This window comes from Pseudoalteromonas sp. MMG012, assembly GCF_018100875.1.
Taxonomy (GTDB): Bacteria; Pseudomonadota; Gammaproteobacteria; order Enterobacterales; family Alteromonadaceae; genus Pseudoalteromonas; species Pseudoalteromonas aurantia.
This window is the reverse complement of sequence record NZ_JAGJEF010000004.1, coordinates 106,804-127,991: the sequence shown is the minus strand read 5'-3', so window position 1 is coordinate 127,991 and position 21,188 is coordinate 106,804. Positions and strand designations below refer to the sequence as shown.

The following is a 21,188-nucleotide window of genomic DNA, read 5'->3' as shown; positions in this document are numbered from 1 at the left end:
TTAGCAGCATTGAAAAATGAGAGGTATTGTGATTATCAAGGTGAAGCTTTGGCCCAACTGACCGAGAAAAATTCAAGTTTTATCAATAAAATAGTTGACTGTATTTATGAAAAAGAACGCTTCCCTGATGAAAACACAAGCATGCCTGAATTAACTTTTTTATGGGAAAGAGATAATTACTTAGATGCAGTAGAGCAATATGGTAAATATGTATACATCAAAGAGCAAAGCTCTTACGATTTTGGAGGTAATATTTTTACTAAACTATTTTCAAAGGAAAAAGGGAGAGCTGAGCCTGACGAATTAATGCTCAAAAAGCAGGGTTTTATTAAACATACAGTTCGGAATAACATTGATGATATTGGTTATATTTGTTTTATATTCAAAGCTGCAAATTGTATGGGACAGAGCTTTAGGCGTGAATTGTTAGGTATCTTCCTACAATACAATAAAAAAATTGATGATTTTAAAAAGCTTGAATGTGAGTCAACGAGTAGAAGCTGGTCAGGAAGCCTAGTCCCCACATTGGAAAAAGAAAAGAATTACCTTATCACTCTATTACCTTTGTTAAATTCAGTTGATTTATTAGAACATCGTTCAAATATCGAAAAACGCATAGAATATAAATTAAAGTATATTGATTCTGAGAAGAAACGTGACTTCTTGGAAAGTAGGCATTAAACCAACGCATTATACGGTGTTTAGGACTTGTTTTAAAATTCAGCAAATATTACTAAATATGATTTGTTGAGTAGCTTGTTTTGAAGCAGTAACGAGTTATGTTAATGGTCCGCTTCTGGCACTAAGGGGACTTTGAAAAGATTACTAAAAAGTGCGTCACTTTTATGCCAAGTTATACTTCAATCATAAAGCTAAGTCATTGAGGTAGTTTTGTCGCTTTATGCAAACTTAGACTACAAAATTCAAAAACGAGGATATTGGGTGGTAGTCTTACCAGCCACATCTCGGCACACAAGTCACACGCTGTGGCTGCTCCCTTCCGGGCCTGACCAGGTTCACATGCTATTGTTGCGAGAGGACCAATAAGACCACCATAGTGGGCCTTGTTGGGCGCGGGGTAATTATCTCTAGAATTGTTATCAGTTACAAGGAAAAACTCATTAATTACGACCAACTGCTTAAACATCAAACAATTGGTCGTAGTAATTTACTCAGCTAACTGCTTTTGCAAGGTCACTAAGCGCTGTTTTACCTTTTTCATATTATTTGGCCCCATACGTAAAAACTGCTTTTGTACATCACTTAGCTGCTCCCATTCAGGATACGCATAGCGATAAGTTACTGAGTTTTTGATCAAGGGTAAGGTCGTTTCAGGCACTGGGGTGTCTAATAGCTCTTCAATGGCTTGTACCAGCACACCGTTAAATTCATCACCTTCGTAACCAATCTCTTCGTAGGCCTCTACAATAAGAGGTTGAAATTGCTGATATAAGCGTACAATTTGTGCAGTACTTAGATTAGCAAACATGGTGGCATATGGGGTATAACGCTCATAACTATTAGGGTCTGTCACTATGATATCGTCTTCTAACGCCATGAACGCCTCTGCTGGACGATTTACTGGCATGTGCTTTTTCGCGATGGTCCCTTTGGCGGTATTATCAACAAATACCACCATGCGTCTGATCATGTCATCTGATACAAACAACTCAACCGACTTTTCTGCCATGTATTCTGCAATACGATTGCGTACCGCATTATCGCTATCGTCCAGCTTCAAAGGCGCTGGCGCTGCAATGTTAACGTTTGCAACCGGCTCTGGCTGCACTTGGGTCGGCTGCGTATTAATCGTGGTATTCGCTTGCTGTTGAGATGCCGTGTTTTCACTATTTGACGCATTCACTGTTTGCTCTGCACTAGGCTCTGCACTAGGCTCTGCTTGTTCTGGTTTTAAACCTGCCGTATTCAGCTGTGAGACTTGTGCTGCGGGTACTACGACATCTTGCTCAAACTTTTTATTTTCCTTCGGATTATCTTTTTTCATCGATAACACAAAAACCGCCACCACAATAAGGGCCATAGCAGCGATCGCCGCAAGCAACATTTGGCTTTGAGAAGGCTTTGATGGGGAGGAATGTTCTGACATAGCAGCTCCATTAATTGGTTTAAAAACAATATTCTTTGAATATTTTAAAATAAAAACATAAAGTAAAGGTAACAAACTTTACTTGCAAGAGTACAGCCATACATTACTGACGACGTTTGTACCAAAAAGTTCATTCTATTAAAGGGGATTTATGAGTATAAAGCAACGCAATTCAGATAAACCAAAGGTTGCTCTGTTACTCACCGGGGGCGGTGCCCGAGCTGCATACCAGGTCGGCGTACTAAAAGCGCTCGCGCAAAGTATGCCTCGCACAGCGCCATTACCTTTTCAAATCATCAATGGCACGTCAGCAGGAGCCATCAATTCTGCCGCTTTAGCCTGTTATGCTTCATGTATGCATTTGGCCGTGCGTAAAATAGAGTGGGTTTGGAAGAACTTTCATACGCACATGGTTTATAAGAGTAATTTTAGTGGCGTTTACGGCAGAATATTCTCTAATATCATGCGCAGCTTTAAAGCTGAATTTTTAAACTTGCCTCCAGCCAGCTTACTCGATAACACTCCGCTACGTACGCTGCTCAGTGAGGTATTAGATTTATCTCGTATTGACCGAAACTTACATAGACATTATTTAGAAGCGGTGTCCATTACCGTATCTAGCTATTCTACCGGAAAATCAGTGGCATTTTATCAAGCGAATAATGTTCAACCATGGCAACGCTCAAAACGAGAAGGAGTTGCTGATAATATTACGCTTGATTTGCTCATGGCATCCAGTGCTATTCCTATGGTGTTTCCCAGTGTTCGAGTAAAACATCATTATTACGGCGATGGATCAATCCACCAGCTTTCACCACTAAGTCCATCGATTCATTTAGGTGCAGAAAAAATATTCATTATTGGTGTTGAACAGCCAAAGCCGCATCAACCTCTGGGCTACGAGCCGCACTTCCCTGGTATGTCTACCGTTGCAGGGCATTTACTTGATAGTGTTTTCAGCGACACATTACAGTCTGATTTAGAACGGCTTGAACGGGTTAATCGTACCGTGGGGTTACTACCAGCACGAGATAAACATAAAGAGTTAAAACAAGTGTCTACGCTATTAGTCAACCCGTCTGAAAACTTTACTACGTTAGCTTCAGAGTACTATGATGATATGCCTATGGCAATAAAACTACTATTGCGTGGAATTGGTATAAAAAGGCATTCTCAATCAAGTTTAACCAGTTATTTATTATTTGAAAAAGCCTATACACAGAAGCTAATGGAAATCGGTTTTAACGATGGTATGGCTCAGCTTGACAAGATCAGAGCGTTTTTACACTTAGATAAAAAATAAAGTGCACTTATGCCAAGCCCTCAAGTAAATATTGCTCTGCCCGTTCAACTCGTCTTGGTTTGCCTTTTAACAATAAGATATCGTTAACCAATAACATTGTTTCCTCAACGGGCGAGTCTATCTCTTCACCATTGCGACGCAATGCGGTGATCACAACTCTTTGCTTATCCAAGGCCAACTCTTTAATGGTTTTATTCACAGCATAGGCCGATTCAGGTAAAGCGATAGCATGAAGATACTCAAGCCTATCGGTCGAGTGCTCTGATAAGTCAGCACTGTCACCCGCAAAAAAACCATGCAAGTACTCATACCTATTTTGTCGCTCTTTGCTTACCCGCTTTAAAATCCGGCGCATCGGCACACCCGACATATACAACACATGTGATACCAGCATTAAGCTTGCCTCTAGCGCTTCAGGTACCACTTCTGTCACCCCTAGCTGCTTTAACGCTTCTAAATGAATGTCGTCTCTCATGCGTACTAAAATCTTTACCTCAGGTGCGGCTTGCTTTACTGAGTCTATGAGCTTTTGACATTGCTCAAAATCACCACAAGTAATGATCAACAACCGTGCTTTATCTGCACTCGCCGACTCTAATATGGCTTTTTGTCCTGCGTGGCCAAACAATACGGGTTCGCCCGCTGTTTGCGCTTCTTGCACCAGTATTGGATTGCGCTCTATTGCAACATAAGGAATGGCTTCAGGCTTCAAAAACCGGGTGATCGTTTGCCCTACTCGCCCGTAACCAAGGATCACAACATGATCATTTAACGCGTCGGCCTCTAAGCCATGATGAAAGTCACCTGAGAAGCGCTCTTTGTCTAATTTAAACCAACTGAGAATGCGCTCAGTTTGTTCAATTAAGTACGGCGTCAACGCCATTGAAAGCACCCCTAAGGCAATTAAGAAGGAGGCAATATTGGCATCTAAAAGTTGGTGTTTGCTGGCCAGCGCCACCAGTACAAAACCAAACTCGCCCATTTGCCATAATAAAATACCGGTTGCAATAGCATCCTTCTTACGTTCTCCCATCAATTGCGCAGAAACCATAATGATCAACAGCTTAAAAAATAGCAATGCGCCTAATGCAAGTACAATGTATAAAAATGAAGACACAACATAAGGTATATCAAGCTGCATACCGACGGTGACAAAGAATAACCCCATCAAGATATCGCGAAACGGTCGTATCTCAGCTTCTAATTGATGCCGGTATTGGCTTTCACCTAACATCATTCCAGCTAAAAAAGCGCCCAAAGCCATCGATAAACCAAACAAGTAAGTTAATCCACCCGCACACAATGCGACAACCAATGTGGTTAGCACAAATAGCTCATCGGTTCTAACTAACGCTACTTCATTGAATATTTTAGGTAGTAACCACTTACCCACAGCCCATAAAAACACACATACTAGGGCGCCCTTGGCCAATGCAAGGCTCAAAGCACCGACGAGTACTTGATTGTCAGATTGCGCAATTAAAGGAAAAGCAATAAGCAACGGAACTACGGCAATGTCTTGAAACAGCAACACACCAATTGCGAGCTGGCCACTGCGTAAATTAAGTGAACCGGATTCTTTCAATAACTTTACAACAACTGCCGTTGACGAGAGCGCGACTAAATTTGCAATAACAAATGCTTCAAGCCAATTAAATTGCAAAAACCACAATAGTACAGTACCTAATAACGTGGTCAATACAACCTGTAAACTACCTAACCCGAACACCAAATGACGCATTGCCATTAATCTAGGAACTGAAAACTCTAGCCCAAGGCTAAATAATAAAAACACAATGCCAAGTTCAGCTATAAAGTGCATTTCATAGCTAATCGTCATCCAGCCAATACCATGGCTGCCAGCAAGAATACCTGTCACTAAATAGGCTAAGATTGCAGGTAAACCAACGCGTTTAAACAACCACACTAAAATTACAGCGGCAAGTAATAGCGCAAACACTTCGGCAAATATAGTCTGCAAACAGCCTCCTGAGCGTCAAAAAGTTGCTAATTAAATGAACAAGCTTTCATTAACTATAGCAAGCAGCTGTTTTTCAGCCAGTTTAAATTTATGGCACGAATTTAGCTTTATATTCCCCATCATTGTATTTAGGGGAATTATAAATGGAGAATGTCCATATTTTGACTCAGCGAATGCCCACGCGTGGCGACTATTTGCCGTTTAGTAACGAGCAATTCACGAGTCAGCCAGAGCCAACTCATCGCTTAGTTGAGCAGTTACAAACAACATTACAGCTCGACGAGCAGCTTACGTTGTTTGCCGACTATGCAAAACGTATTATTAAATTATCTGGCCTACAGTTCCACTCCTCCTTAGGCGTGGCGCAAATGAAAGATAGTGACAATCAATATACACCTTATACTTTTGATCTTGAGCTTAATGGTGAGCACTTAGGGCAACTCGTTTACTTTTGCCAGTATCAATTAAGCAGTAGTATTCAGAACAAATTGCGTCATTTACACAGTGCTCTACTTTACCCACTTCGCAATGCACTGATGTACAGCCGAGTTTTACAGCTAGCAACTAAAGATTCACTAACAGGGCTCAACAACCGCAGTCAATTTAATGACAATCTTGCACAAAAGTTAGAGCGTAGCCGGCGCCACCACCGTAGTTTTAGTTTAATGATATTAGATTTAGATAACTTTAAAGCAGTCAATGATATACATGGGCACAAAGCCGGTGATGATGTACTCATTGAGTTTGCCAATATTTTAAAGCAGTCAATTAGAGCAACTGACAGCGTGTATCGATTTGGTGGGGATGAATTTGCGGTGTTAATTGATGACCCTGAATTTCCTACTAATAAATTAATCGCAGAGCGTATTATGGCAACAGTGCAACGGTGTGGTCTGTTAGCAAATTTTGGTGTAACAACCAGTATTGGATTTACACTGGCTGCAAGCCATGATTGTGAAAACGTAATATTTTCACGCGCTGATAAAGGTTTATACAAAGCAAAAGCGGCGGGACGAAACTGCGCTCGCGCAGTTTGATAATCACTGGCTCAGCCCCCCTAGCTGAGCCTTTTCTCACTCACTTACCTATTATTTATTCAGTTTACTAACGTACATATGATAGAAAAATAACAGCAATGCCATACCAAAAAAGAAGCCATTTATTACCCATGCTAACGTTATAAATGTCGGAAGTTCAGTGACGATGATCAGTACCAAAGGCGCCAACACGGCCATAATAAAAAAGATACCACCTTTACCATGCCAATAAGCCAACAGTGTCACACTGGTCAATTGACCGAGCAATACAGCATAAATGACATTGTTGATATTCATTGCTTGATTAAGGAATAACATCAAAAAAATAAGCCCTGTGAGTAATAATGCCCAAGGGGATTGCTTAGCCAATGAAGCGCCAATTTTCAGATTATCTATCACTGCGTTCTTCCCAATAAATTCCACACTCTTGCGTTACGTGATCGTGGTTAAAAAAATACCCAACCACTTGTACCAGCACATCGTTATAATAAATCAGTGGCACCAATGCACGCTGCCAAGTTGGCACTTTGGCATCTTTCAACCAATGCTTAACCGTGTTTCGTCCGGGTTTAAATTGCGGTTTTATTTTATCGTTTAAACACCCAAACCTAATCGACACAACTTCATCAGGGTGTGGCGCTCGAATCCCTTTTCCTTGCTTTACGCATAAAACATAGCCGGTCTCAAACATCACAGTATCTAGGCCGACATTGCTTTTTTCAATTGGCTTATCTTGGGTGACGACCCAGTACAGCAGGCCTCTGTAGCGTTTGATTGAACCCGACTTTAAATCAATACTTAATTGCGCATCTACTTTACTCGTTAAGCTTTGTACTAGAATCTGTTCAAGCTGCACCAATGACGGCATTGCCACATTATGCAGTGCTAACCACGCTCTGACGACGTTCTTTTGTCTTAACGGTGAAAGGTTCGCTAATTTTGCTAAATCAACACATCGTGACTCTCTTTGATTACAGATACTAAGGGCTAAATCATCTTGCGTGATTTCATCAATAAGTTGCTGCTGTTGCTGCAATAATTGAATGCTTCTCAACGCACTAGGTAACAAACCTGAAAAACGTGTTTTTAATTGGGGAATTATTTGGTTACGCAAGAAATTTCTATCAAAGTGATCATGCTTATTTGATTCATCCTCAATATGAGAGAGTGCATAGTGCTCAGCAAATGCTTCTATGTCATCACGACTTACATGTAGTAAAGGTCGGATACACTCGCGTCCATTGGGTAACTGAGTACGCGCTCGCATCGCTCCTAACCCAAGTAAACCAGACCCTCGCTTTAATCGTAGTAGAAAGGTTTCAAGTTGATCATCGCCATGCTGACCCAATACGATAAGTGCATCATCAGATGCCTGATTATGCAATGCTTTATAGCGTACATCGCGTGCCTGCGCCTCAACACTGTGCCGAGCTTTATGTTCAACATCAACATATTCATACTTAAATGGCACTTGTAACTGTTTGCATAGCCTGTCGCAAAAGTGTAGCCAATCGTCAGCATAGACTGATAAACCATGGTGAACATAAACCGCTTCTATGTCCACATTTGTTGTGTCTCTTAAAGCCACACATAGATGCAGCAATACAACTGAGTCAACGCCACCCGATAAAGCAACACATAATGTTTGCCGCGTTGGGTTTAGCTGATGTAGCGCAGTATTAAACTGCTTAAATAAAAAACTCGATTTCATAATATAGAACGCAAAAAAGCCGCTATTGCGGCTTTTTACGCTAATTCATCTTACTTAGCAATAACCGAAAGACATTAGCCTGTTATAACGTTGCTCCAACATTTCTTCTGTACTTAATGCCTGAAGATCTGTCAGGTCACGTTTTAACTGCGCTTTCAAGTTTTTCGCCATCACATCATAATCACGATGCGCACCACCTAGAGGCTCATCTACAATGCTATTGATGAGATCTAATTCTTTAACGCGCGTAGCTGATACACCCATAGCTTCAGCAGCTAGTGGGGCTTTATCTGCACTTTTCCAAAGAATTGAAGCACACCCTTCTGGAGAAATAACCGAGTAAGTACTGTATTGCAACATATTAACTCTGTCACCTACACCAATTGCTAAAGCGCCACCAGAACCTCCCTCACCAATAACGGTACAAATAGTCGGTACTTTCAATGCAGCCATAACTTTTAAGTTACGGGCAATTGCTTCACTTTGACCACGCTCTTCAGCACCCACGCCAGGATAAGCGCCAGGGGTGTCAATGAAGGTAATAATTGGCATTTTAAAGCGCTCAGCCATTTCCATTAAACGTAAGGCTTTACGGTATCCCTCTGGCTTAGGCATACCAAAGTTACGCTTAATCTTCTCAGCAGTATCACGTCCTTTCTGTTGACCAATGATCATGACCGGCTGACCTTCAAAGCGTGCAACACCGCCCAAAATAGCAGGGTCATTCGCGAATGTTCTGTCACCAGCAAATTCATCAAATTCAGTGAAAATACGTTCAATGTAATCTCGAGTATAAGGACGAAGAGGATGACGTGCCAATTGAGAAACTTGCCAAGCACCTAAACCAGAAAAGATTTTTTCTGTTTGCTCAACATTTTTCTCTTTCAGTCGAGAAATTTCATCTTCTAAGCTCAGATCTAAACTACCTGAACGGCTAACATTTTGTAATTCTTTAATTTTTGCTTCCAATTCTGCAATTGGAAGCTCAAAGTCAAGATAATTGAGACTCATGCTCTAAACTACCTATTAATTAAAATTCTAGTTCTATTTCTTGCGCCGCCATTTGCGACAACCGAGTTATTAGGTCATCTGTAGGCGTCACACACCATTCGGTCCCAAGCGTTAGCTCTGCTAACGCGTCTGGACGCTGGTACATAACTTTTATTGGACATGTACCAAATTTATAAGGTTCTAACACTTTTCGCAATTTATCGAAGAAGTTTTCGTCTATTTGCACCATATTTAGCGTCATTTTAATTGCTCTAATACGTTTTTCACGTGCTTGAGCTATGGTACAGACATCTCTGGCAGTCATTGTAATGCCACCAGAGAAGTTATCAAAGCTGACCTGTCCAGATATTACCAAGATTTGGTTAATTTGCAGCAATTCTTGGTATGTTTCAAACTGTTCAGGGAATAAGCGTACATCAATTCGGGCACTTTTGTCATCTAAAGTTATTAACCCCCAGCGATTCCCTTTTTTATTTATTAACGTACGCGCATTAATCACTAAACCAGCAGCTGTTGACTGAACATCTCTATTCGTTGGCTGCAAATCAACTAATTTACCCGATGTATAGTGCCTCAATTCTCGTCGATATTGGTTTATAGGATGGCCCGTTAAATAAAGTCCTAACGTTTCCTTTTCCCCATCTAACCACTCATTGTCAGTCAGAGGCCTTGCCAGTACAAAGGCTTGCTCAACTTCTTCCGGTTCTACAGCCAACAATCCAAATAAGTCAGACTGACCAATCGCTTCTGCTTTATGGTGTTGCTCCGCAGACTTCATGGCATCTTTTACGCTAGCAAGTAACGTTGCTCTTCCTGTTTGTGTGCCATCAGGCCCTAATTTATCCAATGCACCGGCATAAATCAGCTTTTCTAGTACACGTTTATTTAACCGCTTTAAATCGACACGTGCGCAAAAGTCGAATAGATCTTTGAATTCACCACCTTGTGCCCGACACTCCAAGATGGTGTCTACTGGTGCTTCACCAACGCCTTTAATAGCACCAATACCATAGACGATCTCACCTTTTAAATTTACAGTAAATTTATATTCACCAGCGTTTACATCAGGTGGTAACAAGGTCAACTTCATGTTTTCACATTCATCAACCAAAATAACAATCTTTTCGGTGTTATCCATATCTGCTGACATAACCGCAGCCATGAACTCAGCAGGAAAATGCGTTTTCATCCACAATGTTTGATAAGACACAAGTGCGTAAGCGGCCGAGTGAGATTTGTTAAAACCATAGCCTGCAAACTTCTCAACCAAGTCGAAGATTTTCATCGCCAACTCACCATCTACACCGTTATTGACTGAGCCTTCTTCAAATGTTGAACGCTGCTTGGCCATTTCTTCTGGTTTTTTCTTACCCATCGCGCGGCGTAACATATCGGCCCCACCAAGCGTGTAACCAGCCAACACCTGGGCGATTTGCATTACTTGTTCTTGGTACAAGATAATGCCATAGGTCGGCTCGAGAATAGGCTTTAAGCTCTCATGCTGCCACTGTACGTCGGGATAAGAAAGTTCTTCACGGCCATGCTTTCGGTCAATAAAGTTATCTACCATGCCCGACTGAAGTGGACCGGGTCGGAACAGCGCAACCAGTGCAATCATGTCTTCAAAGCAGTCAGGTTTCAGCCGTCGAACCAAGTCTTTCATACCGCGTGATTCTAATTGGAACACCGCTGTTGTTTCAGCGCGTAACAGCAGCTCAAAACTCTTACGGTCATCCAATGGAATAGCCGCAATATCTACATGCTCTTTGCCTTCTCGCGTAAGACGTTCATTGGCCATATCGAGCGCCCACTGCAAAATCGTCAGTGTTCTCAAGCCTAAGAAGTCAAATTTAACCAACCCGGCGGTTTCAACATCGTTCTTATCAAACTGAGTAACGGGAAACTTCCCTTCATCATCACAGTACAACGCAGCAAAGTCGGTTATTGTCGTCGGAGATATAACCACACCACCAGCGTGTTTCCCTGCATTTCGTGTACAACCTTCTAAAATTCGGCACATGTCAATGAGATCTTTTACTTCCTCATCGCTGTCATATACTTCAGGTAAGCGGGGCTCTACATCAAATGCTTTCGCAAGAGTCATGCCTGGATCACCAGGTACCAATTTAGATATGCGGTCAACAAAACCATACGGGTGGCCAAGCACCCTACCTACATCACGTATTACCGCTTTTGCGGCCATAGTACCAAACGTGATGATCTGAGACACCGCATCTCGGCCATACAACATGGCAACGTGGTCAATGACTTCATCTCGGCGGTCCATGCAAAAGTCGACATCGAAATCCGGCATTGATACACGTTCTGGGTTCAAGAACCGCTCGAAAAGTAGATCGAACTCAAGTGGGTCCAAATCGGTGATCTTCAAGGCATAAGCAACCAGCGAGCCCGCACCAGATCCGCGTCCAGGCCCTACTGGAATATTGTTATCTTTACTCCATTGAATAAACTCCATTACAATCAAAAAGTAACCCGGAAACCCCATCTGGTTTATAACGTCTAACTCTAATTGCAGTCGTTCATCATACTCAACGCGCTTTGATTGTCTGTCCTGTTCATCTGGAAATAAAAACAGTAACCGTTCTTCTAAGCCATCTCGGGAGACCTTAACCAAGAAATCGTCAATTTTGAGCTCCCCAGTTGGATAATCTGGGAGGAAATAAGTCCCCAGCTGAACGGTGACGTTACATCGTTTTGCTATTTCAACAGTATTTTGCAATGCCTCAGGAATATCACTAAACAACTCCTGCATTTGCTCTGCTGTTTTTAAATACTGCTCTTTAGAAAAACGTTTAGGCCTGCGTTTATCTTCCAGTGTATAACCGTCAAATATCGCCACACGAATCTCATGAGCATCAAAGTCTGCTTCATGAAGAAACACCACTTCATTCGTCGCTACAACAGGTAACCCTCGCGTAGTTGCAAGCTCCACAGCCGCATGCAAATAGGTTTCTTCATCGGCTCTACCTGTACGAATGAGTTCTAGATAGAAATTATCAGCAAAATGTTCTTCATAAAATTGCACCGTTTCATCTACGAGTTGGGGGTTACCTTTTAGGAGCGCTTTGCCTACATCGCCATCTTTACCTGCGGAGAGTAAAATCAACCCTTCTTTATGTGCAGCTAACCATTGCTTATCAACAACAGGACGGTGAAATACGTGGCCCCGTTGGTATGCTTCAGATATTAATAAGGTGAGGTTTTTGTATCCAGTATTGTCTTTGGCTAACACCACTAAGCGTGACGGTTCATCGGGAAACTGGTCGCTCTTAAGCCAAATATCAGCACCAACAATGGGTTTAATACCTGCGCCGTGCGTTGTGCCATAAAACCGTACTAAACCACAAAAGTTCATTTGGTCCGTAATCGCAATCGCAGGCAACTCTAACTCTTGCGCTCTTGCAACAATAGGCTTCGTTTTTGCCAAACCATCAACCATTGAAAAGTCACTATGAACTCTTAAATGCACAAAATCAGGTACTGCCATCGTTATTCCTTACCTGCAATAATACGCTGAACAGGCTTAAAGGTTGTTCTATGATGCGGTGTTATGCCATGCGCTTCAAGCGCTGCAAAATGTGCCTTTGTCGGATACCCCTTATGTGCGGCAAAGCCAAATTCAGGGAATTCAGCGTCTAACTCCAACATTTCATTGTCGCGGGTGACCTTTGCCAAAATAGATGCAGCGCTGATTTCCGCCACTAAACTATCTCCTTTTACCACGCTCTGAGCAGCCATTGTTAATTTTGGTAAACGGTTACCATCAATAAAAACAAAATCTGGCTGAATCGCCAACCCTTCAACAGCACGACTCATCGCAAGCATGGTGGCATGTAAAATATTAAGCTCATCAATCTCTGCCACTGACGCACGCGCAACATAATAGCACAGCGCTTTTTCTTTAATTTCTTCCGCCAATGCAATACGTTTTTTCTCTGATAACTTCTTTGAGTCAGCTAAGCCATCAATCGGTTTATTCGGATCTAAGATCACAGCAGCGGTCACAACATCGCCAACCAGGGGGCCTCGACCAACTTCATCTACGCCGGCAATAAATTGTACATCTGGACGTTCAACTTGCATCTATTAACTCCGCTACGGCTTTTGCAGCCTGTTTACTTGCATCTAGCCTAATATTCTCATGTATCTCATAGAAGCGTGCAACGAGCGCTTCACTCTCACCTCTGAGCATTGGTAACAATGCATCAACTAACGCGTCTGCATTACATTCTTGCTGTAAAAACTCTGGTACCAATGGTGCATCAGCCAATAAATTTGGCAAAGAGAAGTACTTTATATTAAATGTAAAAAAGTGCTTAAATATCCAATAACTTGATGGTTTAAACTTGTACCCTACTACCATTGGTTTTTTATATAGCATGGCTTCAAGTGTTGCCGTGCCTGACGCCAATAACACAGCATTTGCAGCCGACATTGCTTCGCTTGATTGCCCTTCTAATAACAAGGGTCGTAAGTTTGGCGCAACCTCTGCTAACACAGATTCAAATTGTGCTTTTCTTTTCGCGTTGACAAGCGGTACCACTACTTTTAACTCTGGCAGTTTATCTTTAAGTAGTTTGGCTGTTTCCAAATACGTGCTGCTTAATAAGCCAACCTCAGAACCTCTGCTGCCTGGTAGAAGGGCTAACACTAAGTCATCTTCAGCGAGGCCTAACTTAGCTCTGGCTGCGCTGGCATTCACTTTAAGTGGAATTTCGTCAGCAAGTGTATGTCCTACGAACGTACACGGTACATCATGTTTGTCGTAAAATGCCTTTTCAAATGGCAGTAATGATAAAACCAAATTAGTTGCTTCTGCTATCGTAAAAATGCGCTTTTGGCGCCATGCCCATACGGAAGGGCTGACATATTGTACTGTTTTTATACCCGCTTTTTTAAGTGGCTTTTCGACTCGTAAATTGAAGTCCGGTGCATCAATACCAATATAAACATCAGGCGGATTGTCAATAAAATGCTGAACAAGCTGTTTGCGTATTTTTAACAGCCGAGGTAGGCGCCCTAACACTTCAACCAATCCCATGACTGCCAGTTCTTCCATATCAAACAGTGTTTTACAGCCCGCTTGCTGCATTTTAGGTCCTGCAATACCCACAAACTCTGCATGAGGATAATGTTGCTTTAAAGCATGAATAAGACCTGCGCCCAATATATCGCCCGACAATTCGCCCGCTACAATACCTATGGTTAATTTATTTTTATTTATCATGTCTATTATCTGAGTTTGTATAAATAAAAACGCCATACAAATTAATCTGTATGGCGTTCATCAATAACGTTTTATCACGGCCGATTTAACGAATAATACCGCGATCTGATGTATCTAGAAAATCGATCATCTGTTGTACCGCTGGAAACTGTTTTGCATCTTCTTCAAGTGACAGTACTGCTTCTTCAAGGGTATAACCTTTGCGGTAAAAAGCTTTGTATGCTCGACGCACCGCCATCACTTCATCACTATCAAAACCTCGACGTTTCATACCTTCGGTATTAATTGCCGCAGGTTTTGCCGGAGTACCTGTTGTGGTTACGAATGGAGGCACATCTTTGTTAACACCTGAGTACATACCGATAAATGCATGGGCTCCAATTTTACAAAATTGATGAACCCCAGTGTTGCCCGCAAGAATAACCCAGTCACCGACATGAACATGCCCTGCCACACTAGCGCCATTAGCAAAGATAACATTACTGCCTATTACTGCATCATGCGCAACATGCGTATATGCCATAAATAAGTTATTACTACCAATTCGCGTAATACCTTGATCTTGAATTGTACCCCGGTGGATTGTCGCACACTCACGGATCACATTATTGTCTCCAATAATGAGCTGTGTTGGCTCATCCTTATACTTTTTGTCTTGGCAAGCTTCACCTACTGACGCAAACTGGAAAATATGATTGCCTGAGCCAATGGTTGAAGGTCCCTTAATAACAACATGCGACTCGATGATACAATTATCACCCAGTTCGACATCATGACCAACATAACTATATGGACCAATGGTTACGTTGTTGCCTAATTTCGCACCCGATTCAACAATCGCAGTAGGATGGATCACTATTATAACTCTCTTCTCGCGCACATTAGCTCGGCACTGCATACCACTTTGCCGTCTACTTTTGCTTCACCGTGAAACTTCCAAATGTTACGGCGCTCTTTTACAAAATCGATATGCAAATGCATGGTATCACCAGGTAATACTGGTTGCTTAAAACGTGCATTATCGATCGCTGCAAATAAGTATAGTTCACTCTCGCTGCGATTTTCCACCGTTTTAAACCCAAGTAAACCAGTGGCTTGTGCCATTGCTTCTAAAATCATCACACCGGGGAAAATAGGTTGACCAGGAAAATGACCAGTGAAAATAGGCTCGTTCACTGTTACATTTTTTATCGCATGTAGATATTCACCCGCTTTGTAGTCAATAACTTTATCAACCAATAACATTGGGTAACGATGAGGTAATAGCTTTAAAATTTCTTGTGTATCAAAGCTGTTTAATTCGTTTGCCAAAGTAGCATCCTTTTTATTCATCAATGTTTTTTAAGTGCTCAGTCAGTGTTTCTAACGACTTCAAACGCTGCTTGAACTCTGATAAATTACGAAAATGGGCAATATTTCGACGCCATTCTTTATTCGTTGAGTGCGGTATTCCAGATGAATAAACACCTGAATTAGTAATGGCTTTAGTAATCATTGTCATACCTGTAATGATAGCGCCATCGCAAATATCAATATGTCCATTGATCCCAACCAAACCCGCGATTTGACAATGCTTACCGATTGTCACGCTTCCTGCTACAACCGTTGCACCTGCAATAGCTGTCCCTTCTCCAATTTCAACGTTGTGTGCAATTTGAATTAAATTATCCAAAATAACATTATCATGAATGATCGTATCATCTAATGCGCCACGGTCAATAACGGTATTCGCGCCAACTTCTACGTTATTGCCAATATTCACACCGCCGACTTGAGGAATTTTTATCCACTTACCAGCCTCATTCGCGTAACCAAAACCGTCACTACCGATTACACAGCCAGATTGAAATAAACAATTATCACCTATGGTAACATCATGATAAACCGTCACATTGGCCCACAATTTAGTGTTATCACCAATGACTGTATTTTGGCCGACAAAACATCCGGGACCAATTTGAACATTCTTGCCTATGACAGATCCGGCTTCAATCACTGCATTCGCACCGATACTCACATCTTGGCTTAAAGTCACACGGCCATGAATAACGGCTGATGAATGAATATTTGATGCAGACGCAGGAGTAGTGTCCATCATTTGTGCTAAGTAAGCGTATGCAGTATAAGCATTTTTTACAACAATCTTATTGCCAGAAAAATACTCTGCATCACCTTCAGACACAATAACCGCACCAGCATTTGTGTCAGCCAGTTGGTTACGGTATTTCTTATTCGCTAAAAAAGCGATGTTTGTTGGGCCGGCTTTTTGTAATGTCGCGATTTTATCAATCTGATAATCACTATCACCGACTAGTGACGCACATAAATGCGTCGCTAGTTGACCCAAAGTAAACTGTTTGGTCATTATTTTTTGCTTACCGCATCAACAATTTTGCTAGAAAGGTCTGTTACTTTATCAGGATTAAAGTAGATAGTGGTATCTTTTACTCTTACTTCGTCAAACTTTCCTTTTTTAGCAACGCTTTGAATCGTTTTGATGATAACGTCTTGTACTTTAGCAAGCTCTTGGCTTTGACGAGTTTTAATCTCTTGCTCTAACGGACGACCTTTTTCAGCCAATACTTTTTGCATGCCTTGAATCTTGTCACGCAGTGTTGCCTTTTGCTCGTCACTCATCGTGGCACTTTCACGCTTAAACTTTTCAGCTTCAAAACGGATGTCACCTTGAATTTTCTCAAGTTCTTGACGACGCTCTGCAAACTCTGTGAGTAACTGCTGCTCTATTTTAGCCATCTGTGGGATCTGCTTATAGACTTGTTGCATATCAACAATACCTACTTTATGTGCTAATGCACTCGCAGAAGTACCCATCATTAGTGTGGCCATTAAAGCCATTGCTGTCGTTTTAAATAGTTTGTTCACAAATTTACTCCTTAGAATGTATTACTGATATTAAAGCTGATTGTTTTCGTTTCATCGTCTTCTTCTTTTCTTAACGGATGAGCAAAACTAATCAACATTGGCCCCATTGGTGAAATCCATTGAATAGATAAACCCGCTGAAACCCTAAATCTTGTTGGATCTGAATAATCAGACAATTTTTTATATTGATCTTCTGGCAAATGTAGGTATCTATCTACATCAAATTCTGTATCCCAAACATTCGCAGCATCAATAAATAAGCTCGTTCTTACTGAGTTGGTGTTATCTTCATCTAAGAACGGTGTCGGTACTATCAATTCCGCGCCTGCAATTGCTTTTGCATTACCACCGATACGGCCACCAAATTGAAGTCTATCGAACTCAGGGTTTCCGCCAATACTGCCCGTCGATGAACCATCTGGTAATATCGAACCAGGGATCGATGTTGGAATACGTTGAATCGCTTGCGGTAAAATTGTATTTCTATCAAATCCACGCAATTCCATTTCTGTTATACGAAAGAATTCTTGGAAAGGTAGAATCTGTTCAAAGCCATTCGTTTCGCCATAACCGTTACCGTAACCAAGGGCCGCTCTCACTGAAAATACCCAGCGATGATCGTTACTTATTGGCCAATAAAAGCGTGAATCATAATTCAATTTAAAATAATTCAGATCTGAATTCGGTGTTGTTGCTGTCAACTTCAACGTTTGACGAGAACCATCGGTAGGGAACATACCACGGTTAACTGTCACTCGAGACCAACCTAAACTCAGCTCGTACTTAGTGAAGTCAAAATCAGCTTCAGGGTTTTCGGGATCAAGGAAACTCAAACGTAAAATACGTGTTTGCTCATAATCAGCAATATCTGATAATGACTCTTCAATCCAACGGCCACCAAAGTTAATTCTATTTACTGCGTCAATAGGGAAACCAAAGCTCGTACCTAAACCATAACTACGTGACTTGTACTCAACTAAGCTGAATTTACTCGCATCGTAATTACTAAAGAAAATACTACTGCCTTGAGATACACCATCTGGGGTAAAATACGGATTTGTATACGACACACTATATCGGTCAGAACCTTTTGCTGTACTCACATTAAATGCAACTTGGTTACCCGTACCTAAAAAGTTGGATTCACTGACACCGACATTAAATTGCATTCCTGCATATGAGCCATATGCAACACCAGCCTGAAAACTACCTGCTGGCTGCTCTTTTACATCAAAGTCTACGTCAACTTGGTCGTCAATTCCTGTAATTGGTTTGACTTCAAATTCAACACTTTCCATATAAGGTAAGCGCTGTATTTGTAACTTAGAACGTTCAAGACTTTGATTGGACAACCATGCCCCTTCAAGTTGTGTCATTTCTCGACGTACCACTTCATCAGCGGTCACCTGGTTACCATTGACCATGATACGGCGAACATATACACGTTTACCGGGGTTAACCGATAAAGTGAGTTTCACTTCTTTATTTTCATCATCAACTTCTGGGATGGTACGAACTTCAGCATTGGCATAACCAAACCGTGCTAGATAGCTTTTAATAAACTCTTCAGATGAGGTAACAATTGAACCGTTATAAAGCTCACCAGCGCGTAATGGGAGCACACTTTTAATCAGCTCTTCTCTTCCCAATAAATCACCGATGAAGTCAAAACTTTTAACTGAATACTTTTCACCCTCAGTCAAATTAGCCGTAACATAGACTGACTCACGCTCTGGACTTACCGATACTTGTGTTGAGTCAATATTAAAACGAAAATACCCTCGGTCTAAATAATAGCTACGGATTTTTTCTAAATCGCCTTCAATCGTTTGCTTTTGATAGCGGTCATTCGACATGAATTTCCACCAAGGTAAATCTTGTTGAGAATCGGCAAGCTTTAACAACTCTTCATCAGAAAATAACTCATTACCTACCAGATTGATTTGTCGAACAGAGGCTGCGTCACCTTCGTCAAATTCAAGCATTAATCGCACACGGTTTCGAGGTAAATCAACAATGTTAACTTCAAGTTTCGCATTGTATTTACCAATACTATGAAAGAACTCGATAAGCCCTTTTTCAATATTGTCTAATACTGTTTTATCTAAAGGCTCACCCGCTCGAATATCCTGACCTTCTAGGCTTTCATTTAACTGCTCGTCTTTGATGTCTTTGTTTCCATCAAACTCAATTGAAGCAATCGTGGGCCTTTCACGAACTTTGAAAATAACCTGGTTACCATCACGTAATGCAGCGATGTCATCAAAGTGACCCGACTTATAGAGCGCTTTTATGGTGCGTGAAATCGTGTAGTCATCTACAGAATCACCAACATTAATTGGAATATGCGTAAGTGCTGCTCCCAAAGCTACGCGCTGTAGCCCTTCAACCTTTAAGTCTTCTACGATAAAGGTATTTTGCCCAAGTGCGGCAAAACTTGCGCCCAGTAAACTGGTAACTGCGAGATGTTTTTTTATAGGCATTTTATTATCTTTATCCTTTACAACAATTAGCGTCATAACGCTGTGACGGGTGTTGTATACACCAATTCGAGCTACAGTCTCGATACATCATTTAATAAAGCAAAACATGTTAGAGCGATTAATAACAAGGCACCAACCTTAAACCCTAACTCTTGTGTCTTTTCAGAGACTGGTTTTTTACGGATTAGTTCAATTATGTAATACATTAAGTGCCCACCATCCAAGACTGGTAGAGGTAATAAGTTAAAAACACCTAAATTAACACTAATCAAAGCTAAAAAGCTCAAAAAGGCAACAATGCCATAGCTCACGCTATTTCCAGCGCCAACGGCAATTCCGACAGGCCCGCTTAAGTTTTTTACTGATACTTGACCTGTGATTAAGTTGCCAATCATATCAAAACTCAGACTGATAAGCTCATACGTCTTTTTTATGCCCAGCACCATACTATCCAAAGGACCGTACTGTCTAGTTTCAATATATCCGTTAGGCCACTTTTCTAACTGAGGCACAACTCCTAAGTACCCGATAGAGCGTCCATCGCTCATCTGCTTCGCTTCAGGAATAACCGTAAGCAATTGCACATTACTTGCTCGACGAATAGAAAAACGCAAAGGTTGTTTGGCCGAGACTTTTATTTTATCCACTAAGGACTGCCAATCAACGACGTCAATTTCATTAATCGATACAATCGTATCACCCACTTTAAGACCTGCTTTATCCGCTGCCGAACCAGTTTGAATATGGCCTAAAGTTAATGTTAATGCAGGTCTAAAAGGCTCAATGCCAATAGACTGTAGTGGAGCTTCGTCTTGTTTATCTAGCTTCCAGCCATTAAGTGCAATCGTTCGTAACTGAATTTTTTGCTCTGCGTCTTGTACTTTAACTTGTACTTCTTGTTCACCTAAATGACTCATTAAGCCAAAAGTAACCTCTTGCCATGAAGAGACTGCCTTATCACCCAACTGCAAAATATGGTCGCCAGGTAGAAAGTTTGCCGTTGCTGCCCGACTATGTTCTGCAACCCCGCCAACAACCGGTTTTACATTCTGCACCCCAATCATATACATCATGGCAAGCGCAAAAATAGCGAATAAGAAGTTTGCAATGGGGCCTGCTGAAACGATGGCTATCTTAGATAAAACAGGCTTACTATCGAAAGCCAAATGCTGCTTATCAGCAGGTACAGTATCAACTCGTGCATCAAGCATTTTGACGTAACCGCCAAGCGGTATCAAAGCAATAACATACTCAGTACCTAACTTATCATGCCATTTGAATAATGGTTTTCCAAAACCAATTGAAAAGCGCAAAACCTCCACACCGGCTTTGCGTGCAACCCAAAAATGACCATACTCATGCACGGTTACTAAAATACCCAATGCTAAAATAAATGAGCCTAAGTTCCAGAAAAATTCAAACAT

16 protein-coding genes, 1 other RNA gene and 1 pseudogene are annotated in these 21,188 nt (G+C 41.4%); 3 read left to right on the top strand and 15 right to left on the bottom strand.

Translation table 11 applies throughout. The features are described 5' to 3' along the window. A pseudogene (locus tag J8L97_RS02640) lies at window positions 1-681 on the top strand (DNA replication protein); the annotation flags it as partial. 268 nt (window positions 682-949) lie between these two features. On the opposite strand, the gene ffs reads toward J8L97_RS02640, so the two are convergent. After that, window positions 950-1,046: signal recognition particle sRNA small type (gene ffs, locus J8L97_RS02635), an RNA gene on the bottom strand. 122 nt (window positions 1,047-1,168) lie between these two features. Continuing rightward, window positions 1,169-2,107: a DUF3014 domain-containing protein gene (locus J8L97_RS02630; RefSeq protein ID WP_211047756.1), complete on the bottom strand. Its 939-nt coding sequence runs from the start codon at window positions 2,105-2,107 to the stop codon at window positions 1,169-1,171. Between the two features lie 151 nt (window positions 2,108-2,258). On the opposite strand from J8L97_RS02630, the gene J8L97_RS02625 reads away from it, so the two are divergent. Next, on the top strand, window positions 2,259-3,410 hold the full coding sequence (locus tag J8L97_RS02625; protein ID WP_211047755.1) for a patatin-like phospholipase family protein: 1,152 nt from the start codon (window positions 2,259-2,261) through the stop codon (window positions 3,408-3,410). Between the two features lie 7 nt (window positions 3,411-3,417). Here the strand turns inward: J8L97_RS02625 and J8L97_RS02620 are convergent, their stop codons facing one another. Beyond that, a complete protein-coding gene (locus J8L97_RS02620) occupies window positions 3,418-5,391 on the bottom strand; it encodes a monovalent cation:proton antiporter family protein (protein WP_211047754.1) in 1,974 nt (657 codons plus the stop codon). 143 nt (window positions 5,392-5,534) lie between these two features. On the opposite strand from J8L97_RS02620, the gene J8L97_RS02615 reads away from it, so the two are divergent. Beyond that, a complete protein-coding gene (locus tag J8L97_RS02615; RefSeq protein ID WP_210995530.1) occupies window positions 5,535-6,428 on the top strand; it encodes a GGDEF domain-containing protein in 894 nt (297 codons plus the stop codon). Window positions 6,429-6,479: 51 nt separating this feature from the next. Here the strand turns inward: J8L97_RS02615 and J8L97_RS02610 are convergent, their stop codons facing one another. The 12 genes from J8L97_RS02610 to rseP form a co-directional block, all read right to left on the bottom strand. Next, a complete protein-coding gene (locus J8L97_RS02610) occupies window positions 6,480-6,827 on the bottom strand; it encodes a hypothetical protein (protein WP_211047753.1) in 348 nt (115 codons plus the stop codon). Further along, window positions 6,817-8,139 (bottom strand): tRNA lysidine(34) synthetase TilS, encoded by a 1,323-nt coding sequence (gene tilS / locus J8L97_RS02605; protein WP_211047752.1) that lies wholly within the window; start codon window positions 8,137-8,139, stop codon window positions 6,817-6,819. Before tilS ends, J8L97_RS02610 begins: the two co-directional genes overlap by 11 nt. 54 nt (window positions 8,140-8,193) lie before the next feature. Next, the gene (accA, locus tag J8L97_RS02600; RefSeq protein WP_192508258.1) at window positions 8,194-9,150 is read right to left on the bottom strand and encodes an acetyl-CoA carboxylase carboxyl transferase subunit alpha; all 957 of its coding nucleotides are present in this window, start codon (window positions 9,148-9,150) and stop codon (window positions 8,194-8,196) included. Between the two features lie 19 nt (window positions 9,151-9,169). Continuing rightward, complete coding sequence (gene dnaE / locus J8L97_RS02595; RefSeq protein WP_211047751.1) at window positions 9,170-12,658, bottom strand: DNA polymerase III subunit alpha; 3,489 nt, start codon at window positions 12,656-12,658, stop codon at window positions 9,170-9,172. Between the two features lie 2 nt (window positions 12,659-12,660). Beyond that, window positions 12,661-13,254, bottom strand: coding sequence for a ribonuclease HII (rnhB, locus tag J8L97_RS02590; protein WP_192508260.1), 594 nt, complete (start codon window positions 13,252-13,254; stop codon window positions 12,661-12,663). Next, the gene (gene lpxB / locus J8L97_RS02585) at window positions 13,244-14,398 is read right to left on the bottom strand and encodes a lipid-A-disaccharide synthase (RefSeq protein WP_210995589.1); all 1,155 of its coding nucleotides are present in this window, start codon (window positions 14,396-14,398) and stop codon (window positions 13,244-13,246) included. The genes rnhB and lpxB overlap by 11 nt, the downstream gene beginning before the upstream one ends. 85 nt (window positions 14,399-14,483) lie before the next feature. Then, on the bottom strand, window positions 14,484-15,254 hold the full coding sequence (gene lpxA, locus J8L97_RS02580) for an acyl-ACP--UDP-N-acetylglucosamine O-acyltransferase (protein WP_210995525.1): 771 nt from the start codon (window positions 15,252-15,254) through the stop codon (window positions 14,484-14,486). A 2-nt stretch (window positions 15,255-15,256) separates the two neighbouring features. Next, window positions 15,257-15,709 (bottom strand): 3-hydroxyacyl-ACP dehydratase FabZ, encoded by a 453-nt coding sequence (fabZ, locus tag J8L97_RS02575; protein ID WP_192508262.1) that lies wholly within the window; start codon window positions 15,707-15,709, stop codon window positions 15,257-15,259. Window positions 15,710-15,722: 13 nt separating this feature from the next. Then, window positions 15,723-16,763, bottom strand: coding sequence for a UDP-3-O-(3-hydroxymyristoyl)glucosamine N-acyltransferase (lpxD, locus tag J8L97_RS02570; protein WP_211047750.1), 1,041 nt, complete (start codon window positions 16,761-16,763; stop codon window positions 15,723-15,725). Further along, window positions 16,763-17,281, bottom strand: a complete 519-nt coding sequence (locus tag J8L97_RS02565) for an OmpH family outer membrane protein (protein WP_210995523.1) — start codon at window positions 17,279-17,281, stop codon at window positions 16,763-16,765. Before J8L97_RS02565 ends, lpxD begins: the two co-directional genes overlap by 1 nt. Before the next feature lie 11 nt (window positions 17,282-17,292). Next, window positions 17,293-19,764: an outer membrane protein assembly factor BamA gene (gene bamA, locus J8L97_RS02560; RefSeq protein WP_211047749.1), complete on the bottom strand. Its 2,472-nt coding sequence runs from the start codon at window positions 19,762-19,764 to the stop codon at window positions 17,293-17,295. 71 nt (window positions 19,765-19,835) lie between these two features. After that, window positions 19,836-21,188: a sigma E protease regulator RseP gene (gene rseP / locus J8L97_RS02555; protein WP_211047748.1), complete on the bottom strand. Its 1,353-nt coding sequence runs from the start codon at window positions 21,186-21,188 to the stop codon at window positions 19,836-19,838.

Excerpts from the sequence above, each read along its gene's own strand:
- J8L97_RS02630 (WP_211047756.1), bottom strand. The coding sequence starts at position 2,107 with ATGTCAGAACATTCCTCCCCATCAAAGCCTTCTCAAAGCCAAATGTTG.
- J8L97_RS02625 (WP_211047755.1), top strand. The coding sequence starts at position 2,259 with ATGAGTATAAAGCAACGCAATTCAGATAAACCAAAGGTTGCTCTGTTA.
- J8L97_RS02615 (WP_210995530.1), top strand. The coding sequence starts at position 5,535 with ATGGAGAATGTCCATATTTTGACTCAGCGAATGCCCACGCGTGGCGAC.
- tilS (WP_211047752.1), bottom strand. The coding sequence starts at position 8,139 with ATGAAATCGAGTTTTTTATTTAAGCAGTTTAATACTGCGCTACATCAG.
- accA (WP_192508258.1), bottom strand. The coding sequence starts at position 9,150 with ATGAGTCTCAATTATCTTGACTTTGAGCTTCCAATTGCAGAATTGGAA.
- dnaE (WP_211047751.1), bottom strand. The coding sequence starts at position 12,658 with ATGGCAGTACCTGATTTTGTGCATTTAAGAGTTCATAGTGACTTTTCA.
- rnhB (WP_192508260.1), bottom strand. The coding sequence starts at position 13,254 with ATGCAAGTTGAACGTCCAGATGTACAATTTATTGCCGGCGTAGATGAA.
- lpxB (WP_210995589.1), bottom strand. The coding sequence starts at position 14,398 with ATGATAAATAAAAATAAATTAACCATAGGTATTGTAGCGGGCGAATTG.
- lpxD (WP_211047750.1), bottom strand. The coding sequence starts at position 16,763 with ATGACCAAACAGTTTACTTTGGGTCAACTAGCGACGCATTTATGTGCG.
- bamA (WP_211047749.1), bottom strand. The coding sequence starts at position 19,764 with ATGCCTATAAAAAAACATCTCGCAGTTACCAGTTTACTGGGCGCAAGT.
- rseP (WP_211047748.1), bottom strand. The coding sequence starts at position 21,188 with ATGTTTGAATTTTTCTGGAACTTAGGCTCATTTATTTTAGCATTGGGT.